Source organism: Allomuricauda sp. F6463D, from assembly GCF_023015965.1.
Lineage (GTDB): Bacteria > Bacteroidota > Bacteroidia > Flavobacteriales > Flavobacteriaceae > Flagellimonas.
Map to the genome: position 1 here is coordinate 1,182,403 of NZ_JALKAN010000001.1, position 21,442 is coordinate 1,203,844.

General features: G+C 44.5%; 20 protein-coding genes. All 20 read right to left on the minus strand.

Annotation, left to right across the window (positions count from 1 at the left end; translation table 11 throughout):
- Positions 1–54: 54 nt before the first annotated feature.
- The 20 genes from MWU56_RS05205 to MWU56_RS05295 all read right to left on the minus strand — a co-directional run bounded on the left by MWU56_RS05205 (position 55) and on the right by MWU56_RS05295 (position 21,420).
- A complete protein-coding gene (locus MWU56_RS05205) occupies positions 55–1,044 on the minus strand; it encodes a phosphotransferase (protein WP_247042836.1) in 990 nt (329 codons plus the stop codon).
- Between the two features lie 20 nt (positions 1,045–1,064).
- Positions 1,065–2,156, minus strand: a complete 1,092-nt coding sequence (locus MWU56_RS05210) for a nucleoside hydrolase (protein WP_247042838.1) — start codon at positions 2,154–2,156, stop codon at positions 1,065–1,067.
- A 20-nt stretch (positions 2,157–2,176) separates the two neighbouring features.
- Complete coding sequence (locus MWU56_RS05215) at positions 2,177–3,622, minus strand: SusD/RagB family nutrient-binding outer membrane lipoprotein (protein ID WP_247042840.1); 1,446 nt, start codon at positions 3,620–3,622, stop codon at positions 2,177–2,179.
- A gap of 10 nt (positions 3,623–3,632) precedes the next feature.
- On the minus strand, positions 3,633–6,884 hold the full coding sequence (locus MWU56_RS05220) for a SusC/RagA family TonB-linked outer membrane protein (RefSeq protein WP_247042843.1): 3,252 nt from the start codon (positions 6,882–6,884) through the stop codon (positions 3,633–3,635).
- A gap of 75 nt (positions 6,885–6,959) precedes the next feature.
- Positions 6,960–7,661 carry a DUF2064 domain-containing protein gene (locus tag MWU56_RS05225; RefSeq protein ID WP_247042844.1) on the minus strand — a complete coding sequence of 234 codons (702 nt, stop codon included), beginning with the start codon at positions 7,659–7,661 and terminating at the stop codon, positions 6,960–6,962.
- Between the two features lie 381 nt (positions 7,662–8,042).
- Entirely contained in the window at positions 8,043–8,672 is a 630-nt protein-coding gene (locus MWU56_RS05230; RefSeq protein ID WP_247042846.1) for a Pycsar system effector family protein, read from the minus strand.
- Between the two features lie 71 nt (positions 8,673–8,743).
- Positions 8,744–8,866, minus strand: coding sequence for a phage integrase SAM-like domain-containing protein (locus MWU56_RS16655; RefSeq protein ID WP_410548920.1), 123 nt, complete (start codon positions 8,864–8,866; stop codon positions 8,744–8,746).
- Positions 8,867–8,877: 11 nt separating this feature from the next.
- A complete protein-coding gene (locus MWU56_RS05235) occupies positions 8,878–9,051 on the minus strand; it encodes a hypothetical protein (RefSeq protein WP_247042847.1) in 174 nt (57 codons plus the stop codon).
- 57 nt (positions 9,052–9,108) lie between these two features.
- Positions 9,109–9,354, minus strand: coding sequence for an Arm DNA-binding domain-containing protein (locus tag MWU56_RS05240; RefSeq protein WP_247042848.1), 246 nt, complete (start codon positions 9,352–9,354; stop codon positions 9,109–9,111).
- A gap of 788 nt (positions 9,355–10,142) precedes the next feature.
- The gene (locus tag MWU56_RS05245) at positions 10,143–10,352 is read right to left on the minus strand and encodes a heavy-metal-associated domain-containing protein (protein ID WP_051947607.1); all 210 of its coding nucleotides are present in this window, start codon (positions 10,350–10,352) and stop codon (positions 10,143–10,145) included.
- Between the two features lie 27 nt (positions 10,353–10,379).
- Entirely contained in the window at positions 10,380–12,638 is a 2,259-nt protein-coding gene (locus MWU56_RS05250) for a heavy metal translocating P-type ATPase (protein WP_247042849.1), read from the minus strand.
- A 293-nt stretch (positions 12,639–12,931) separates the two neighbouring features.
- The gene (locus MWU56_RS05255) at positions 12,932–13,495 is read right to left on the minus strand and encodes a DUF305 domain-containing protein (protein WP_067035938.1); all 564 of its coding nucleotides are present in this window, start codon (positions 13,493–13,495) and stop codon (positions 12,932–12,934) included.
- Between the two features lie 111 nt (positions 13,496–13,606).
- The gene (locus MWU56_RS05260) at positions 13,607–13,831 is read right to left on the minus strand and encodes a heavy-metal-associated domain-containing protein (protein WP_161594393.1); all 225 of its coding nucleotides are present in this window, start codon (positions 13,829–13,831) and stop codon (positions 13,607–13,609) included.
- A 204-nt stretch (positions 13,832–14,035) separates the two neighbouring features.
- Entirely contained in the window at positions 14,036–14,623 is a 588-nt protein-coding gene (locus MWU56_RS05265) for a helix-turn-helix domain-containing protein (RefSeq protein ID WP_036383511.1), read from the minus strand.
- A gap of 273 nt (positions 14,624–14,896) precedes the next feature.
- Positions 14,897–15,598, minus strand: a complete 702-nt coding sequence (locus MWU56_RS05270; protein WP_067035945.1) for a PepSY domain-containing protein — start codon at positions 15,596–15,598, stop codon at positions 14,897–14,899.
- Entirely contained in the window at positions 15,598–16,095 is a 498-nt protein-coding gene (locus MWU56_RS05275) for a YybH family protein (RefSeq protein WP_067035948.1), read from the minus strand. Before MWU56_RS05275 ends, MWU56_RS05270 begins: the two co-directional genes overlap by 1 nt.
- A gap of 340 nt (positions 16,096–16,435) precedes the next feature.
- The gene (locus tag MWU56_RS05280) at positions 16,436–16,894 is read right to left on the minus strand and encodes a heme-binding domain-containing protein (protein ID WP_036385864.1); all 459 of its coding nucleotides are present in this window, start codon (positions 16,892–16,894) and stop codon (positions 16,436–16,438) included.
- Positions 16,895–17,524, minus strand: a complete 630-nt coding sequence (locus MWU56_RS05285; RefSeq protein ID WP_067035964.1) for a DUF3347 domain-containing protein — start codon at positions 17,522–17,524, stop codon at positions 16,895–16,897. It abuts the gene before it with no gap.
- A 131-nt stretch (positions 17,525–17,655) separates the two neighbouring features.
- Positions 17,656–18,963, minus strand: coding sequence for an APC family permease (locus MWU56_RS05290; protein ID WP_247042850.1), 1,308 nt, complete (start codon positions 18,961–18,963; stop codon positions 17,656–17,658).
- Positions 18,964–21,420 (minus strand): multicopper oxidase domain-containing protein, encoded by a 2,457-nt coding sequence (locus tag MWU56_RS05295; protein ID WP_036385870.1) that lies wholly within the window; start codon positions 21,418–21,420, stop codon positions 18,964–18,966. It abuts the gene before it with no gap.
- Between the last annotated feature and the right edge of the window lie 22 nt (positions 21,421–21,442).

Sequence of the window (21,442 nt, forward strand, 5' to 3'; positions counted from 1 at the left end):
TCAAATTTTCCGGTCCTTTTCTTATACCCGTCACCCGTGTCCACTAGAAAACATCTAGGGTCCAAGCAAGATTATCCGTGCCTCCGTCAACAGGGTTGTGCGTTCTTCCAAATTCAGATTCAGGGGCAACTGCGCCAGACCCAATATGCGTCGCACCATTTCAACTGCCATGAACTGAAGGCACACTTCGTCCTGTATCGGAGCATTATCCGTGTAAATGGCAAGGGCCTTGTCAACGATGGCCTGTGGTTGTCCCGCCATTTTCAAATGTGCCAAAGTCACCCCTATCTCAAATTCGGGTTCACCAAAAAAACAGAACTCCGGGTCAATGATTTTAAGGCCTTCGTCGGTCTTTAACCAACTTCCCGGAAAATAATCCCCATGCAACAAAACATTTCCATCGGCCAGATAGCGTTCGCCAAGGCCAAATACCTTTTTTTTGAGGGCATGGTCCGCTTTAAACGCATCCCCGATTTCCTGTAACCCGGGAAGTATTCCGTTCAAATCCAATCCATTCTCCTTTAGGTAGGGATACACAAAAATGTGCTCGTGGTTGAGCTTGCGCATTTCCCGATTGGGCAGTCGTTTTTCCCGACCATCGCAGTGGAAACCCGTATGCAGCGCGGCGGCAAAATCCATGATTTCCTCCAGTACCCCTAAATCCAGGATACTATTTTTTTCATACAAAAACGTGTAGTCCACTCCATCGCCCAGATCGGCTAGCTTCAACACATGGTTTTCTTCATCCACCCCTTGGAGTTTCGGCATCTTTGACCTTAGGAATTCATCATTGGTGGTGATGGTATAGAATTCAGCCTCTCGCAATGCCCTGTCGGAAGGGGCGGAGACCTGTGGGTACTTCTCCACATAGCCCCGGCTCTGTTTTAAAATGAAACTTCCTTGATCAGTGCGTATACGCAAGGTAAAGTTCATATTTCCCGCTCCGGGGATTTCCACCGTGGTTATGCGTTCATCCTTCTTTAGCCACGCTTGTCCACGTAGGTAGTTTTCAAGATGGTCGATATCTTTGGTCATCATTTCCATTGTTCCAACGTTTTTGATTGTTATTTGGATTTCAGAAGGCTTTCCATCAATCGCTTATGATAATCCGGTACCACATCATAGCAATACAGGATGGGGTATCCCTTGCCCTTATCGCACAAAAGGTATTGCTTGAAGTGTTGCTCAGGATCGCTCAGCTGCAAATCGTTTTCATGAATCTCCAATCGAGCCACAAGAGGCTCAAGGATAAGGTCCTCCGGAGCAATCAAGTAATGGCTGGCCAATACATCAAAGGGATTGAAACCAATATCCCCGGCATTCACCCATTGTTGCAGCCATGGTCCCGACTTCTCGGACAGCCAATCATTTCCCGTGGCACCGTTCTTCAACTGTACAAGATCTTTGGCGGTCAACCACACCTTGTTCGATATTTCAAAGGGACAGAGCACCACCTTCAATCCCCTTTCAAAAAGAATGCGAAAGGCATCGTTGTCAAGGTCAAAATTCAGGTCGGGCGCATGCCGTACCGGGTTGCCGATTTCAAAGTATGAAGTGGGCGTTCTTCTCCCTGCGACCAGAACTACTTCCTGTATCCTTGATGCGAGCTCGGGATAGCGCAGCAGCAACAGCCCCACATTGGTGGCCGGACCTATGGCCAATATGGTCATGGGTTCCTTGCGCAGGGCTGCTGCCATGGCCTCCACCGCTTCATTGGACGATACATTGGAAATATCCAGCTTCTCCCCTGCTCCCTTGTACACGGGAATGGGGTAAGGCGAAAAGTCATCCACCATCTGGTTACAAAGCCTGTAGGCATCATCGATTCGGGTATTCCCAAATACGGCACTGATGCCAGTGATATGGATATTGTCCGCCTTGAACAATTGCAGCAGGGCATACCCATCATCCACATCACTATAGCCCTCCCGATGATATCGCTTCATGCCCACCGCAAGATCGGTATCTATCCATACCTTCTTTTTTTTTGGCAGGGCATTTTTTTTCAAGGGTGCTGTTCGTTGTTTCAATGTTTTAACAATGCCCTGATCAAGGGGCGTTCGGTGGGTCAAACCCGGCAAGCCGGCTTCCACTTGTATAGGAATCATAAGTCCTATGATCAAGCAAATTCCCAATGTCTTTTTGATGTTTTTCATTTGTCTTTTTTTAAACATGTTTACATTTCCCACCATCCCTTTACATTGATTTTGTCTCCTCCAATCCGGGATACGGCAGCATCATAATTGGCCTTATTCACAGCTTGTTCGGACTCTGGGTACAAATAACGGGATGGGTATTGGTCATTGTTAAAATTATCGGGGCCGGGGGTCAATGCGGGGATACCCGTGCGCCTAATGTTAAACCAGGCTTCATGGCCTACCATAAAAAGGCTGAGCCATTTTTGGGTGAGAATTTTTTCCAGATTTTCATCCGTACCGCCATTCAGAGCTATCCCTTCACGTGAAAAATAATCCACAGGTACGGCTGTACCATAGTATTCAAAGTGGGCTTCTATTCCAGTTTGGTAATAAATCTGGGCATCTCCAGTAATATAACCTCTTTCCACTGCTTCGGCCAAGGCAAATTGCACTTCTGAATATAACATCAACTGCGCGTCCACGCCATCTGGCACCAGTCTGAAGCGATCTGCCATGTTGGATACATCATTGAGCACAATGCCCAGTTCACCAATGGTCTGGGTACTTAATCCATTGGGCATCCCTTTAAATTCTTGGGTGCCCGTGAGTAGACTTTCCTGTGTGGGGTTGAAAAAAACTCCAATTCTAGGGTCATCCCATTCTTTCAGAATTTGCTCCACGGTTTGGCTCATCTTAAGGCCCTGGTAGATGCCGGTGGATGCACTGAACAAGGGAAATTGATTAGGAGCTGCGCTCAGATAAGGCACGGTCGCATTATCGGTATTGGATTGCATCAGCATTCCGCCTTCCGCTAATTCCTGTAATTTACTGAAATCCGTGATTCTTTTGCTAATCCGGAGATAGTAGCGCACTTGGAGCGAATTCGCGAACCGGATCCATTGGGTCAAGTCATTGTCAAACATGATATCCCCTTGAATACTTTCTGTAGTGTTCTGAAGTTGAACCACAGCGGCTTCCAAGCGAGCCAAAATCCCATTTTCAGGGTCGGTATAGATCTGTTCCTGGGTATCATAGGCGGGCGTAAAATTGAGCTCGTTGAACATTAAGGCCTCACTGTAGGGCACATCGCCCCATAGATCCGTAAGCTGGGAGAAGAGATAGCCTCGGAGGATCTCGGCCACTCCATCATAGGCTTCGTTATAACCGGGCAAAGATTTCATTGCTTCCAAATCGGCCAATAAGCTATAGATCAGGCTCCAATAACCACTGTTACTTCCCAGTTCATACCGGTCTATCCGCTCAAACTCCACATCCGCATTGAATTGCACCAAATAATTATTCAACATTAATCCTTGATTATAGGTATGCTCATTGCTCTCGGCCGCCAAAACATTGGTCAACAAGAACTCGGGACTTACTTCTTGGGGTGCGTTCGGGTTGTCATTTATAGCCTGAAAATCATTGGTACAACTTGTTATCAATAGGCCAAATACGAAAATTATGATCGATTGTATATGTTTCATGGGATTATGTTTAAAAATTGGTCTTAAGGCTTACCCCAAAACTACGGGTCGATGGATAGGAAAAGTCCTCCACGCCATACACAATATTGCGTTCTTGGAGGGAATTCAGCTCTGGGTCAAAGTGTGGGTTTTCCGTGAACAGCAATAGGTTGCTGCCAATAAGTCCGATCTTAAGGTTCTGAACCCCTATGGAATTTGCCATCCGTTTTGGGAAGGTGTAATAGATACTCAGTTGTCGTAATTTGACATAAGAGGCGTCATATAGGGCACTGGCTTCGTTTCCCCGATCATAGAATGCGTTGTTGAACCTACTGGCCGCCACAGCCGTGGTATTGGGAACATACTCTGGACTTTCTTCAGTGCCCACATTGACTACCCCTTGGCCCACTATGCCATTGCCATCCACAAACTGCGTGCTCTCAGACCCACCTTCACGTCCCAACAAGGTTTCCTTCAAAACCCCCGAGGTACTCCCCAAGGCCTTAATCCTGGAAACAATGGTGCCGCCCTGGCGCCAATCGAACAAAATCGTAAAATCAAAGTTCTTGTAGGAGAAGCTATTATTAAACCCTATAGTAAAATCAGGGTTGTAATTGCCCAATTTACGCAGGTTGGCATCTTGTACCGGCAGTCCATTGGCATCATAAAGGTCTTGCCCGTCTATCTGTACAAAGCCGGTACCGTACATATCCCCTACACGTCCGTCCTCACGGGCAATATAGAACACTGTATTAGAACCTCCACTACCACTGAACACATTGGCGGTAGCCGTTACAAATTGGTCCACCCCCGTAGGGAGTTCGGTAACCACACTTTTAAACATACTGAAGTTCACCGAACTGTTCCATGTAAAATCGGAGGTCCTTATGGGTGAGGCGCTCCACATCATTTCCAGTCCCCGGGTCCTTATCTTGCCCCCATTTTCGTTGAAACTGCTAAAACCGGTAGCATTTGAAATAGGCCTTGATATGATTTGGTCCTTGCTTGTATTCTGGTAAATGGAGCCCTCAAATTGTATTCTGCCGTTCAAAAACCATACTTCCAGCCCAGCTTCATAGGCATCCAACCGTTCTGGCCTTAAATTGGTGTTTTTAAGTACCGTTTCATTGGTGACCCTGAAGTTGGGGCCATAATTGCCATTAAGCTGAAAGGTCTGGGTATTTTGGAAAGGGTCGGTATCATTGCCTACCGAGGCGGCACTCAACCTGACTTTCAAAAAGGAGATTGCATTAGGAAGTTCCAAGGCTTTGGAGGCAATATAGCTAATACCTGCCGAATAGTATCCGAACGAGTTATTGCCATCGGGCAGCGTACTGCTCCAATCATTGCGATAGGTCAGGTCCACATACATTTCATTTCGGTAGGCAAAATTCGCCGTACCGTAGATACTGTTTATCCGTTTGTCCAGATTCTCGCTGCTCCCCAATAAAGGAGCCCTTGAATTGGCCAAGGTATAGATTTCAGGTAGGGCCAGTTGTGATGCTTCTGCAAAGGAATAATTGATTTTTTGATCGAATCGGTTGGCTCCGACGGTAAGGGTATAGTCCCAATCGAGATTGAGGCTGTTTTGATAGGTAAACAAAAAATCCATATTGAGTTCCGTAAATCGTAGGTTGTCCTTGCGAAAAGAACCGAACGGATTGGCGTTGGTACTGACCGCCCGCCGGAACTCCCTGTCCTCATTATAGGTATCCAAGCCCGTTCGGACTTTCAAGGAAAGGCGATCGGAAAAATCATAAGTCGCCGAAACATTGCCCAAGACCCGGTTCTTATCGAAACTATTGGTGTTTTCAAATAGGGTGAGATAGGGGTTGGTCAACCAGAGGTAATTGATGTCAAAATGTTGACGGCCCGTTTGCCCGGCCTGCCAATAATCCCTGAGCGATGCACTATTGGTCTGTCTTCCCGTCCAATTAAAACCGTAGAGTACATTCTCGTAGCCATAGCCCAAATTCGGCCGGTTGCCGCTTCGGGTATAGATATAATTGACAAAGGTATTGACCTGAAGCCTATCGCTCAAGTTTTGATCCAAACTCAGTGCGATACCGTCCCGCTTTAGGTCGGTATTCGGCACGATTCCCTCGTTGCGCAAATTGCTATAGGAAACACGGGTGCTGCCCTTCTCCCCACTATTGCTGATGGCTATATTGTTTTGATAGGTAATCCCGGTTTCAAAGAAATCCCGCACATTGTCGGGCCGTGCCACCCAAGGAGTCGGTGTTATCGGGGTAAAGGAACCATCGGGAAGGGTTCTTGCTATGACATCCCCTGCACGTACCGGATTCCCGTTGACATCCATAGAGGGACTATCAAACTGGGGGATCAAAAGTCCGGCGTCCAATCGTGGACCGTAACTGCTGATCCCACCATCACCGATTCCCCCACCAACACCATTTTGAAAGGCATAGGCCCCATTGGAGCCCAATCCGTACACATTTTGATACTCCGGCAAGGTCAGTAGGGTCTCGATAGTGAAATTACTGTTGATGCTCACTCCAAAACCTTCGGCCCTTTTGCCCCGTTTGGTGGTGATAACGACCACCCCGTTTGCGGCCCTTGCACCATAAAGGGCAGCGGAACCGGCACCTTTCAAAATAGAAATGGAGGCAATATCGTCCGGGCTGAACTCGGAACTGCCATTGCCAAAATCCACTTCCTGTAAAGCCCCATTGTTTACCAAATCACTTGTAATCTGTTCATTGCTAATGGGAACACCATCCACCACGAAAAGCGGTTGGTTGCTTCCGCTCAGGGAGTTTTCACCACGGATAATGATCCTGGAGGAAGATCCCACTCCACTGGAACCATTGGTAATCTGAACACCGGCAACCTGCCCTGCCAGACTGTTTACCAAATTGGTCTGTGGTACCGTGACCAACTTGTCGGAACTTACCGTAGATACGGCGGACACCAATGCCTGTTTGGCCTTTTCAATGCCTAGAGCGGTTACGACCACTTCATCCAACTGTTCTTGTGAAGCCATCAAGGTTAGTTCCATAGGCAATTGGCGATTCACTACCTGAACATATTGGGTCGTGAACCCTATGGACGAAATTTGAAGGGTAAAATTATGGGATGGGGTCTCCAATTCAAAAAATCCGTCCTCATCCGTTGTAGCATAATTTTGGGTGCCCTCCTCATATACGGCAACATAGGGAATTGGTTGTCCATTGGTATCCAATACCCTGGAGGTATATTTGTTTTCTTGTGCATAGAGACCAAGCACAAACAATTGCATTACTGCAATCAGAAGTGATTTCATTAGATAATTAGTTTTATTACTTATTGATGGGTTTCATCCAAGCCATGAACTGATAAAAATATGTAAGGGGAGCAATTAAACGATTGGAGGTGCCCTGAGGCCTATATGCGAATATTTGAAAAAGGATGGTATAACATCTTTGAAGATTGAGAATACGATGATTCTCATGGATTCCATAATGGCCCTGAACAATCGGGCTACAACTGTTGATGGACCGGTCTGGACATACTCCCGCAGGTCCTTAAAGGAATCTATGTCCCTGAGCTCCTGGAGCCATTCAACCTCAATATCTTGGGTTTGCCCATACGTTTCCAAACCCTGTTGCAACGTCTCGATCTGCCATGGTAGCCGGTGAAAGGAATCCTTATCAAAAACGGCCCTATTAATGCCCAAAAGATAAACACCTCCATCAGAGGAGGGTCCCAAGACCATTGAATTATTCCGTAGACTTGCTACGGCATCGGTCAGCAGTTCAATAGTAAGATCAGGACAATCATTCCCTATGGACACCACATTTTCGTAGCCTTCATCAAAAAGCCTTTGGTAAGCGTTGGTAAAGCGTGAGGCGAAATCCGGCCCGGTTTGCTGGTGCTCATCCATCCAGATTGCATCGATGCCGCAATGATGGGCCAATTTTTTGGTCTGTTCGATCAATAGGTGGAACAAAACCCTATTCCCTTTTTTATGATGCCCATGAAAAATGGCCTTACGTTCAATTTCCTTTTCCCTAGAGAGGGAAAAAACAAGCAGGGCAGTTTTCTTTTGGTTTGTTATCATAAAGATTTATCATGGACCACTTGGTGATGTGCTCCATAGTTTTTAAGTCGAACAGTACTTGAAACTTCCAAGATGTTCTGCCCTGTCATAACTTCGTTACCTTGATTGGAACAAAAAAGCATGGAGCACAAAAACCTTGGGGATGCTCACAGGAATTCCGATAATTTATTCCATTGGTATTTATATTGAATATACAGTCGGAAAGAAAAATATCAACTTACAGCGGGTCCAAAATTCATTTGCAACACCGCCAAGTATGAAATTCAATACAGCGTTACTCTATGATGGGCTGTTTTCGCCCTAGTCTTTTTCACCAAAGTGGAAAGTGCGCCTCCGCACTATATGAAGAAGGATATCGAGTCATCACCTCAGCCTCTGTATCTAAAAAAATAGATCGCTAAAAAATACATGGCAGACAATGAATCCCAACACAGAAAGGATGACTCCTATCAAAAATAGGTTAAAGGACTTTCTCAGGTAGCCATGTTTTTTGTCAATGGACTTACCCAAATAGAAGGTGTCCTTGGCTATGGACTTGTACAGCTCATCGCCACTATAGATCAATTCCACCAATTGCTCTGTATATTCGTTTTCATCCATGCCCCGAAAATTCCCAAAATACAATAGGTTTTCCGTGGTAGCACCCCCATGCTTTGGTTCGGGCCTTGTGGCCATAACGGCATAGGTTATTGAGATTAGGTTGGTGAGCAACATCATGATAGCCGGGAAAATAAGGTGGGGATCTTTTTGTAGCTGCCCCAATACGGTGCCAATGATGATAGAAAGTATCAGGGCATTGATGGTGATTAGGATATGGGATTTTCGGTCGATCATGGTATTCAGTGTATAATGATTTTTAGATACCAACCTGAACAAGGTCTCCCCTCCTCTTTCCGACCTGGGTTCTATCTTGGCCAACTTTTTTTTCAGTTTCTTGATGTGGTTCTCGTCCATATTCAAGGTCTCGGACAAGACCTTATTTTCTAATTTTTCTTTTTCTTTGTTTTTCATACCGACGAATTTTTAACATTGTTAAAGATAGTTTATATAATAAATTAGAGATAAGAACTTTGTCCAGGTTACTACCGGTCTTTTTTTGCCATTTTCTTAAAACGTTTCATATGCTTCATAATACCATTGTTACCTAGAGGTTTCGGTTTTAATAGCAGTGTGCACGTACGAAGGTAATTCTCAAAACTTAGCACAAAGGCATAATTTATTTGACCAAGATTAATGTGCGTTGTTCTGTACTTTGTCTAAATAAATCGTTGCAGGTATTTTCAGTGGCATTATAGTTCTCTGCTGCGCCGCTTTTGAGCATTATAACCTCATTTTTACGATGATATTTAAAAAAATCATTGAGGGTCGCTAAAGGACTGTCTTCTCCCAAAAATCTATGTTTAACAGCTAGAACCGGCATAAATACAAACTACTGAAAAAAAGTTCGTTATATAGTTTTAAGCCCTGATAAGGTATCATCCAATACATTGTTTGTCAGGCTTGCATTTTTAACCTTATTGTTTATCTTTTCCGCCAATAGGCACCAATTTGATTCAAGAATGGACTCTATGGTACTAATGTCCTTCGAATTTCCATCGAGCCTAACGCGGGCATAGATAGGAATAGTTCCGTCCTTTTTGACCGATTTTTTCTTTAGCCAAAAATGGACAATAAAAGTGTGTGTTGTTTTCATCACCTTCGTTTTTAAAGATTATTGAATCCGTTAAACGAAAGCCAAATCGCTGTGAAAAGTCTATTGCGACAGGTTGAACGTGTTTTTATGGGCTACATACGGTTCTAAAATAGGACACGTAATAGAACACCTTCGATTATGATTTCAAAACTATACAAAATGAAACCAAGGAAAATTTAAATCCTTGGTTTTCATCTGAATAGTACAATTTTGGTGTCTTTTGACACCCTTTTTGTCGGGATGACAGACCTCTTGAAGAGGCGCTAACCCATTAATATCCAGAATATTATGTCGATTTTCCCAAAATAGGACATCCCATAGGACATCTTCGTGTGAAATAATGATTTTCACAACGTAAATATCGATATTTAAAATCAAACCACACCATCTTGTTTTATTTAATTTTAAATCAAAATAGACAAAGGAATTTTTGTGAGTTCAAAATCTCATCACAAACAAGATGAGTATCTATTCGCCCTATCGACAAGCAGATATAATAAGAACTTTGATTGTCATTTTTAAACTAGCTGTATAAATTACAAGATTTAGATTTTTGCCACCGGTGTTCCAGCCAAGCCATTACTGGTCCACCTTACATGATTGACACAATCAAGTTTAGAGGTTTTGATTGCAGTGATACCTGAATCTTGCGATGTTTTCAATACTACCAATGACCATGCCTATACCGAAGTTGTGTAGAAAAATCCAATAAACTTATACAACCCGAATAGGATTAAGGTAACCCCAACCCTATTCGAACCATTTAATATATTCTTCTGGACATTCCTTTATTTCTTGGTCAAATGATATCCAGCCGATTCAACAGCAGAAGTGATTTCCTCTTCCGTGGCACTTGTAGTCTGTACGGTCAACAATTTGTCTTGGGAGGCAAAGTCAACAGACCAATCGGTCACGCCATCCACCTTATCCAAAAATGGTTTTACGGTATTGGCACACCCACTGCACTTAATATTTGATTTGAATTGTAATGTACTCATGTTCATCGATTTTAAATTAGAAAATTACTATAGTTTAATCGTTTTAAGCCTCAAACTGTTCAATACGACCGATACACTGCTAAAGGCCATAGCGGCACCAGCGATCATCGGATCTAACAAAAATCCATTGATCGGATACAGCAGCCCTGCAGCTATAGGAATTCCAATGATATTGTATATAAAGGCCCAAAAAAGATTTTGCCTTATACCTATAACGGTCTTATGGGAGAGCTTCAACGCTTTGGGAATGGCATTTAAATCAGAGGTGATCAAGGTCATTTTCGCGACATCCATGGCAATGTCGGACCCTTTGCCCATCGCGATACTGACATCTGCTTGGGCAAGTGCCTGCGAATCATTGATACCATCGCCCACCATGGCGACCACCTTTCCACTTTCTTGAAGCCTTTTCACAAAATCAGCTTTCTCTGATGGGAGCACTTCGGCTTCATAGCTTTTGATACCCACCTGTTGTGATACGGCTTCGGCGGTCATCTTGTTATCACCGGTCATCATGTAAACTTCCATACCATTCCCCTGCATTTCCCGTATGGCTTCCTTTGAGGATTCCTTTATACTATCCATAATGGCCAAAATCGCCTTCACCTTGCCTCCACCGCCAAAGTATATGACCGTTTTGGCTTCCTGCTCTAACCCTTCGACCATGTGCCCCAGGTTGTCATCCATGGCGATTCCTTTTTCGACCATCAACTTATGATTGCCCACAAGGTATTGGGTTCCATCCAATGCCTCAGCGCGAACACCTTTTCCTGTAATACTATTGAAGTTCAAAATTTCGACCGGATTTACCTTTCTATTTTTTAAAAAGGAGACCACGGCTTCAGCCAAGGGATGTTCGGACTGTCCTTCCATGGCATATAAAATTTGCTCCAGGGCCCTGTGATCGGTCACATGGTCCGCAAAGACCATATCGGTCACCACTGGCTTTCCTTCTGTTATGGTTCCCGTTTTATCCAGGACAATGGCATTTACTTTGTAACCCAACTCCAAACTTTCCGCATCTTTGATGAGGATATTGTGTTCGGCCCCCTTGCCGATTCCCACCATGATGGCCGTGGGGGTTGCCAAACCCAGCGCACAGGGACAAGCTATTACCAATACGGCAACTGCGGTCAACAGTGCATGGGTAAAAGCGTCCTCACCTCCCAGGAACATCCAGGTGATAAATGTCACCAGTGAAATCGTCATTACCACGGGAACAAAAATACCGGCAATCCTGTCCACCAATTTTTGTACGGGCGCTTTGCTCCCCTGTGCTTCCTGCACCATCTTGATGATCTGGGACAAAAGGGTCTCCCCTCCCACCCGGTCAGCTACAAACTGAAAGCTTCCTTTTTGGTTTACGGTACCGGCAAAAACTTTTTCATCCTTTGTCTTTTCTACAGGGACGGGTTCGCCCGTGATCATACTTTCATCAACATAGGAACTTCCTTTGGACACCGTTCCATCCACAGGGATTTTCTCTCCCGGTCTAACCAAAATCGTTTGACCTACCTTAACCGAAGAAATAGGGATTTCCCTTTCCTCCCCATCTGCTATCACCTTTAAGGTCTTGGGCTGCAACCCTATCAATTTCTTTATGGCGGAGGATGTATTTGATTTCGCCTTTTCTTCCAATAATTTCCCCAATGAAATAAAGGTGATGATCACTGTGGCCGCCTCATAATATACATGGGGTTCCATGCCTTTACTGAGCCAAAATTCAGGAAAAAAGGTATTGGATGCACTGAACAAAAAGGCAATGCCCGTACTGAGTGCGACCAAGGTATCCATATTGGCCTTACCGAATCTGGCCTGTTTGAAGGCATTTATGAAAAAGCTTCGGCCAAACCAGAACAGGATAGGAACGGCAAGTACCAACGAAATCCACCTACCCGGGACCCAATCCATAAAAAACATCCCAAGAAGGAAAATGGGAAGTGTCAAAATAGCGGACCAAAGGGTTCGCTTTTTTATGGATACATAATGCTTTTTCGAAAGCTCTTCCTGTACTTCGGTAGGATCCTCGGCATCCACAATTATATTATAACCGATTTGACGTACCGCATTTTGAAGATCGCTTAGGTCCATAGCACTGTCATACTCCACAAGGACCGTACTGTTGGCAAAGTTGACACTGGCATTGTAGACCCCTTCGGTATGGCCCAGCATGGATTCCACGCTGGATGCACAGGCAGCACAGGTCATTCCAGTGACCGGGAAAGATTTTTTTGACACCGTCTTCGCTTTCCTTTCGGTGTCCTCAATAATATCGATTGCATCCATTTTCTACTCCAATTTGTATGGTACAAATTTCAGAATAGACCTAAAATGGACTGTTACGTTATTTACTGAAAGAGTTGTAGAATTTTCCGAAAAATCAACTTTTATCTTTCCTCGTCAAGTACTTATAATTGGTGAGTGGTTTATAGAATTCGGCAACATCTATGAAATCAGGTTCGCCCACGTCAATCTTTTTTGGAGAATTTGCCCCGATCAGTTTAGAATATATTCGATAGGACAAACCATTGTAGTGAACTTGGGGCAAAACAAGAATATTGGTAGTAAATAATCGCCTCTCATTCGGCCAGATTCTTTGTTTCTTCCCTAAGAGATCCCTCGAATTTAGGAATAGGCCGCTTTTCTTTTCCTGCTTCGGTTTCCACTATTCCATTTTCCTTGATGTCGTTTATCAACCACTGCATTTCCATTATCTCCCTGCGTTGTGCCTTGATAATTTCATTGGCAAGCTCCCGTACCCTGACATCTTTTATTTGAGAACGTTCACTGGTCAAAATAGCAATGGAATGATGGGGTATCATTCCTTCCATGTAGTCGACTCCTGAAACGGTAACCTGACTCCTGACCAGCCATATCCCACCTGCAATCAACAAAACACCCAAGGCTAATATTGACATGTTCTTGCGTCGGTCTTTATACATCTGTAGCATATATAGTAGCATAATAATGATCATCGATCCCCCCATGATCAAAGTCATGAAAAATCTAGTCTCACTATACCAAAAATGATCAATGATTTGATATGAGTGGGTGTACATTAAAAAAAACATGGCGACCATTGAAGTACCAATCATCGCAAAAAACTTTAAATAATTATTGGATTTCCTTTGACTATCTTCCATTGTGCAAATTTTATCTGGTTATTGTGATTATTCCTTGACTTTCGAGTATTGAATTGTTCCATTCCAATTGTAGGCCTGACAATTTACCTGTTCCAGTTATCGTATATCGGTTCAATTGGCTTTGTTCATCGCTTGTATTTTATATTGACCCCCCTTATTTTCCAATGCCTTTTGTAGCTTTTCAAGGGGGACCTCAAATTGCGACTCCACTGTAGCTTCTGCGTTTTTTAGATCGACCGCTACATCGGCTACACCGGCCACATTGAAAAGAGCTTCTTCAACGTGCCCCCTACAGCCATCACAAGTCATTCCTTCTATTTGGTATCTTCTTTTCATGTTGTGATCATTTTTTATTTTAACAATTTTACACCTAGAATCAACAATGTTGGTTCCAACACGTATGGGAAAAGTAACACTTTCTGTATAAGGGCGTTGTTTGAAAAAAAACAAACCTTGACCCATTTGCGAAGAAAGGTGTTTTTTAAATAGCGTTTAGGAGGCTGGTTCCTTGGAAAGGTATTGCGCCCTTAATGGTAGAGGTTAAATATCATCAAGCGATATTCTATTTTGTATGGCACTTTTCTTAAATTGTGTAGGTGTCATTCCAGTAACTTTTTTAAATTGGTTGCTTAAATAGGCAACGCTGCTATAGTCCAATTGAAACGCTATTTCCTTTAAGCCCAATTCGTCATAAACAAGAAACTCTTTGATCTTTTCAATCTTTTGGTTGATGATATATTGCTCCAAGGTAATGCTTTCCACCGCGGAAAACAGCGAACTAAGATACTTATAGTCAAGATGCAATCCATCGGAAAGGTATTCGGGCCATTTGACCTTTTCCATGGGTCCGGTGTAGTGTATCGCCTCAATCACTAGGTTTTTGATCTGTTCTATCAACTGACCTTTACGATCGTTGATGATCGTAAATCCAATTTTCTCAAGTCGTTCGTTGAGACCTTCCCGTTTTTCAGGCGTGATTTTCCCATTGAGGGTTATTTCACCCAACGACACATTCATATAGGGAATGCCCTCATCGTCCAAAATACCTTTGACGGCCATGATGCATCTCGGACAGACCATGTTTTTGATGTACAACACATCTTTCGATTTACTGGACCCAACTTCCATATCATGCAGTGAATTTCCACAGGGCCTTCAAAAAAATGACGACCACTGCCAATATAACGATCAATATCAAGGCCAATATGCCAAGGATTTTCTTTCTTTTTTCCTTTCTATTCTTGGCCGGATCCCGTTTCTTTTTCGCCAGACCCCTTTTTTTCTTTCGCCTTTGCCTCCTAAGTTCGCTCATTTTTCCCAAAATGGTTCAACTGGCACAATAGTCAACTATTTGCTCCTAACAGGAGTCCTTTGCCAAATAAGTATGTCAATGTGTTTGAACTATCGCCTTTTCCATAATTTTCTGATCGTTGGTGAGCTGACATACCACAACAAGAATCCGCTCAAAACGGTAATCAATCCCATCAGGGAAAAAATCCGTAAAACCATGGTGTTAAAATCGTCCCGTCCCTCATAGTCCATGGTATGGGTCATCCACAAAAAATCGAACCATCTCCAGGACCGATACCTTACACGTTGAAACGACCCATCGGTCTCTGAGACATACGCTTTAAGGTTTTCATCCGTTTCATAGGTGATCACATAGGCCGGTAATGGACGTCCACGATACTCGTGCTGCCCACCTGTTTGGGTGAGTCTTTCGACACTTTTGACCTTAAGTTCGGGCAACATATACTGTGAAGCAACGGCCAAGGCCTGTTGTTCATCGATACCCTTTTTGATCTCCCCCGTTTGTGCATCCATCAAAACCCCACCATTGATCCAATAATAGGGACTTCCCCCTATATTTCTCATTTCCAAAGATTTGATTTTAACGTTCCCGTGTCCATTGGGAGCAATTAAATTCCCAAATTCTGACTGGTCCGGATGCTCCTTGATGAATTGATCTCCATGGATCTCGTCAATGTCCGTCCAACTAAAATATAGTCCACTGATGGTCCACATTAGGAACTGGATCCCAATAAATAGGCCAAGATATCTATGTATCTTTCTGACCTTCATCGATGTTTTTCTTCCGACCATTAGTTCTTCCCGTTGTTCCGTGAGGAGTTATGCATCTTTACAATTTTCCATTCCCCATCCGTTTTTTTAAGGATGGCAGTGGCAACCCCTTTTCTGCTGATTGTTTTGGCCTCACCTCCATTTTCCGATTTTAGGCCAATGGTATAGACATAGCTTTCCGTAGTAAAGGCAAAGGGTAGCTCCACCTTCACTTCAATGGTATAATCCGAAAACCTAAAACTGTTGAAATGTCCAAGTTCTGGACCTATATGATGGTCGAGATAATGTTGATAGGTGCCTTCCACGCCCCCGGATTCAAAAACTTCGGAATCTTTCGCAAAAAGCTCCAAGGTGCCTTCCGTGGTCAAATTTTGCAGGGCCTCCTTGTAGCTTTCCATTATCCGCAGCACAGCGGCCCTGTCCTGGTCTAGGTTTTCCTTGTTAGGGTTTGTTTGGCCAAAGCTTGTCCCTGTGAGAAATACGGCCATTAGAAAAATCTGTAAAGTAATACGTTTCATTGGTTTGTTTTAACATTGTTTAGGTTAGTATATATTGTATGATAAAGGCTCCCAGGACAATCGAAATGACGATCCCATATAGGATATGGGCCAACCATTTTTTTAAAATGGCCTTTTTCGGCTGCACAGGTCCATTGTCACGACAACAATCTTTCATCCTTTTTTTCCATTAGTGCCTGACAAGGGAAGGGAACGATTAACTAACTAACTCACCAACCAATCAACTTTGGGTGTTCCCCTCCCTTTCAGGACTTTATTTCCTCATTCATAGTAACCGGACATGACCAACAACAATAGCAATATCGTTTGTCCCGGTTTTAGGGTAATTTCCATGTCATTTTCAATTATCCAATTCTTCCATTAGATCATTTACCAAGGTCAATATCCGTTCTTTCTCTTCCACCGATAATTTTGCATCCTTATGGATCAGGGTATAGGAAGATAGGGGCATCTTATCGTCTTCGATCTGACTTGCGATGGACTTTAGTTTGCTCCTTTTTCTTCGATCCGAATAGTCGCCCCATTCATTGAAATTGAGTTCTTCCTTTCCCTCTTTTATGTGTTCTTCCAAAAACCAGGCGATGGGTTGGACCTTATTGTACCACGGGTATTGGGTGTTGTTACTGTGGCAATCATAGCAAGATACCCGCAAATCGTGTTCGATATCCTTGGCAACCTGGTTCACCGACATGAAGTCCGTATCGGGAACCACATCGCTCAAGTTGGGATCTGTGGGCACAAACTGGATGCCCACAAATCCCAACAGCACTACCAATACTATGATTTTCAGTACTTTCATTTAATTGATTTCCTTTTGCACCTTACCACAGGTCAACATCTTACTTCCAAAAAATGGATTCTGGATTTCGCTACTTGCGCTGAGCCACGTTCCTCCTTGGTTGTTGTTGTACATGGGGCAGAATTGTTGGTACAAGGTTTTGGAAGTCCCGGTTATGGCAATAAAATCGACCATATCCTTGCCCAGTCCCTCAAAGTGTTCCCGTTGGTGACCGATATCACTTTTGGCGATATGCTCCCCATGTTCCTTGGCCACTTCAATGATATCGGACAGCTCCTTCTGTTGCTGTTCATCGTATACGCTGATATCAAAGCTGCCCAAGGCACTGGCCAAGGCTTGGCCCGATTTGGCCGCTTCATCCTTATTGTCCGCCACCAGGGCATCCTTCAGTTGGAGGTAGCTATCGATCACAGATGTGCCCTGTGCATCGGACGAACCCATATCATGGTCCATGGTCCCGTGGTCCATTTCCCCCGCAGAGCTCTCATGGTGATGGCCCTCTTCCGTTCCCATCTCCATATGGGCTCCTTCCTTGTCATTTGTTTCCTTCTTACCGTCCTTACAGGAAATCACGGTAACGGTCAATAGCGCAATGGCAATTGTACTTAATGTAACTGTTGTTCTTTTCATTGTAATTGATTTTAAGATTAATTCCTGATTTTGATTGCCCGGGGTCGGCATATTTGTATTATCCCCCATTATTGTTACTATTTTAATTTTTTCATCTAATTTTCCATTTCTCCCACGCAAGCACTCTACCCTTATTCTTCCTCGACCGTACGCTTTTTCCCCAAAAACAATCGTTCCCCGAAAAAAATAAGCACCATCAATACCAGGGCAACAATGACCACCAAAAGATCACTACCGGCCTTTGACCAAATAAAGGCGCCCAACACCAGTACATCCAGCACAAGGGCCGTAATGAGGATAATGGGATTTGCACCGATTTCCTTTCGTAGATTGTTTAGGACCCCCCAATGGATCCCGATATCCATGATCAAATAAAAGATGGCCCCCAATGCAGCGATCCGGCTCAGATCGAACAACATGGTGAGCCCTATGGCAATCACCACGGTATACACCAACATATGTTTCTGTATGTCCCCGGGAATCCCAAAATGTCGATGTGGTATCAATTCCTTTTCAGTGAGCATGGTGGTCATCCGGGAAACGGCAAAAATGCTGGCAACGACCCCGGAAACGGTGGATATGATCGCCAGACCAACGGTGAACCAGACCCCATATTTTCCAAAAGCGGGTCTGGATGCCTCGGCCAGCGAATAGTCCTTGGCCGCAATGATTTCCTGGATGGAAAGATTGGAAGAGACCGCAAATGCCACCATGAGATAGACCAGGGTACATATCACCAAAGAAATGACAATGGCCCGTCCCACGTTACGTTTGGGATCGACGATCTCATCCCCACTATTGTTAATGGTGGTAAAACCCTTATAGGCCAATATCGACAGTGCCAATGCCCCCAAATAATCCACCAGGGAATGCTCGGTCAAGGACTGGGAAGGAACGACCTGATCAAAGGTAAATCCAGCTGCCCAAAGGCCACCAATGGCAAAAACCGCTATCCCGCCGATTTTTAGTATGGCCATGACCAAGGACGATCCCCCGATAGCTTTGTTTCCCATCACATTGACAATAAAGGCTGTGATCAACAACAATACCCCAAGGATCGGGGGCCAGAATCCTTTCGACTCCACATCAAAAAGCTCCAATACGTAGGTCCCGAACGTCCGGGCCACCAAACTCTCATTGATGACCATGGAAAGGGCCATCAGCAGTGCACCGGTAGCGGTCCAGGCCGTTTTACCGTAAACCTTTTTGAGGTACATGCCAATGCCCCCGGCAGAGGGGTAGGTATTGGACATTTTGACATAGGTGTAGGAACTGAAACCTGAGATGACTGCCCCGATTAAAAAAGCAAAGGGAAACCATTGGCCGGAGAGTTCGGCAACCTGACCCAAGAGCGCAAAAATTCCCGCACCGATCATCACACCGGTTCCCAAAGCAATGGTATTGGTCAGACTCAGGCTATTTTTTTTGTATTCTGCCATTTAAAAACGGGCTAGCAGGCCTCCGCCCCAACCATATCGGTTGTTGTAATTGGCCTGGATTGAAAAATTACGTGAAAGGATATAGGAGGCCCCTACCAGCCATTGGGTCTCACTTTCATAGGATGAATTCCCCAAATCGTTGACCCATCCAAAATCGGCCCGAAATTCATATTCCCCCTCGAGGAAAATCCTGGGAAAAAGCAATAGTTCCCTATCCAACCTTATTCTTGGACGCAGCTGGTGGTCCATACTCACATCCATATTAAAGCGGTATGGGGTAAAATACTTGACCCCTATCAGTCCCACTGTATTGAAACGGTCATAGGAATCAGGGATGGAGGTTTCCGTGTTTACCCCTGCATAGACCCGTACCCAGTCATTGAGATACCTGTTATAATTGACTTCCACCTCGGCATTTTGGTCGTAGTCAAATTCTGCCCGTACCCCAAATTCATTCCTGATATTACTTGAAACAAGGAAGAGTTCATTAAAATTGGAACCCAATCTGGCAGCACCCCAAGCATAATAATGGTCAGTTTCATCTACCAACTTTTGAACAGGAAAATCCTTCATCCTCAGATCCCTTGGGGTATCATAACTGAAAACCCTGGCCATGCCCCCCATCATGTGGTAGAGGATATGACAGTGGAAAAACCAATCCCCGTACTCTTCATTATAAAATTCGATGACCACTTTCTGCATGGGCGGCACATTGACCGTATGTTTCAAGGGTGACTTTTCACCATTCTCATTGATGACCCTGAAATAATGCCCATGGAGGTGCATCGGATGGTGCATCATGGTCAGGTTGTTGAGGGTGATCCGGGTTACTTCCCCACCTTTGATCTTGATCTTATCGGTTTCTGAAAGTGGCACACCGTTCATACTCCAGATATACCGTTGCATATTTCCCGTCAGGTTCAACAGAATGTCATTGACGGGCAGATCGGCATTATAGGTAGTACTTTCCTTTGCTTTTAAGAAGTCATAGTTGAAATACGTTTTACGGGTATCGTAATCAAAAGCTGAAGTGTCTTTCTGCATCATTGGCATAGTCTGAACCATAGGGTTTTCCATCTTGTCCTTATGTCCGGTGGATTTCATTGACGTTGAATCCTTTTCCATTCCTGCCATATCCCCCATCTTTTTATCCATCTCCATGTGCCTATGATCTTCATTCGCATTCATAGGCCTTTTATCATCCATCTTCGCAATGGGTTTATCCTTTTGACCGCTCATTTCGGTCTTATCCATCGACATCCCATTGTGCATACCCATATCCATGCTGCCATCCTTCATGTCCATCTGCATCCCATACTTTTGCATCAAATATTCGGGTGTATTTTTCTTCTTGTTGCCGGCCATTGCCGGAGCTCCCATTTTCATGTCCATTTGGGCCATTTGTTTCATCATCGCCACTTTGTCGGGCCTATCGATGGTCGTTGCGGGAAAAAGCGTTCCCTGCCCTAAATGCAACGAGGTATGCCCGGAGCCGTCCTGTGCCGTGGCCGTTACCTCCAAAGTGCCTTCAGGAACGGTCACGATGACATCATAGGTCTCGGCAATGCCAAAAAGAAAACGACTTTTGGAAACAGGCTCCACATCGACACCATCCCCGGAAACCACCATGGGGTTACCGCCACCGAAATCCATCCAATAATAGGTGGAGGCAGAGGCATTGACGAACCGGAGCCGCACTTTTTCCCCTGGTTTGAAATCAGGGTATTCGGCCAATGTTTTCCCATTGGTCAAAAATGCGGGGTAGTAGATATCCGCAATATCCGCTCCTTCCATACGATCTCGCCAAAATTTGAGTTGTGCACCTAGTGCACCTTCCTTGATGACCCTGCTCAAGGGCACCGCGGTCCCTTTTTTGACCTGGTACCACTCGTTTCCCCGTTTAAGGTTTCGGAGCACGTTCATGGCCTTTTCGTTCGTCCAATCGGAGAGCACCACGACCAAATCCTTATCGTAGTCCAACGTCTTTTCCTTGGGATGGATCAGTATCGAGCCATACACCCCCTTTTGCTCTTGCAGCATGGTGTGGGAATGGTACCAATAGGTACCTGATTGGTTGATCGGAATCCGATATTGGAAAGTTGTGCCAGGTTCTATGGGCGGTGTGGTCAAATAGGGAACCCCGTCATAAAAATTGGGCAAGATCAATCCATGCCAGTGTACGGAGGTTTCCACATCCATCTTATTGGTCACGTTGATCAGGGCGAAGTCACCCTCGTTGAATTCCAAGACCGGTCCCGGAATACTCCCATTGATGGTCATTGCATCGGCAGTGACCCCACCGAGGGTCAATTTGTTCTGTTCCAGTACAAGATTGTATTCCCGAACGGGTCTACCTTCCTCTTTTCTGTCCTCACCATTTGTCCCCACTTGCCCAAAAACATGGGTCGTCAAGGCAGTTAGGACAAAAAACAAGATTTTAGATTTCAATATTTTCATCATTCATTCATTTACATTTGTT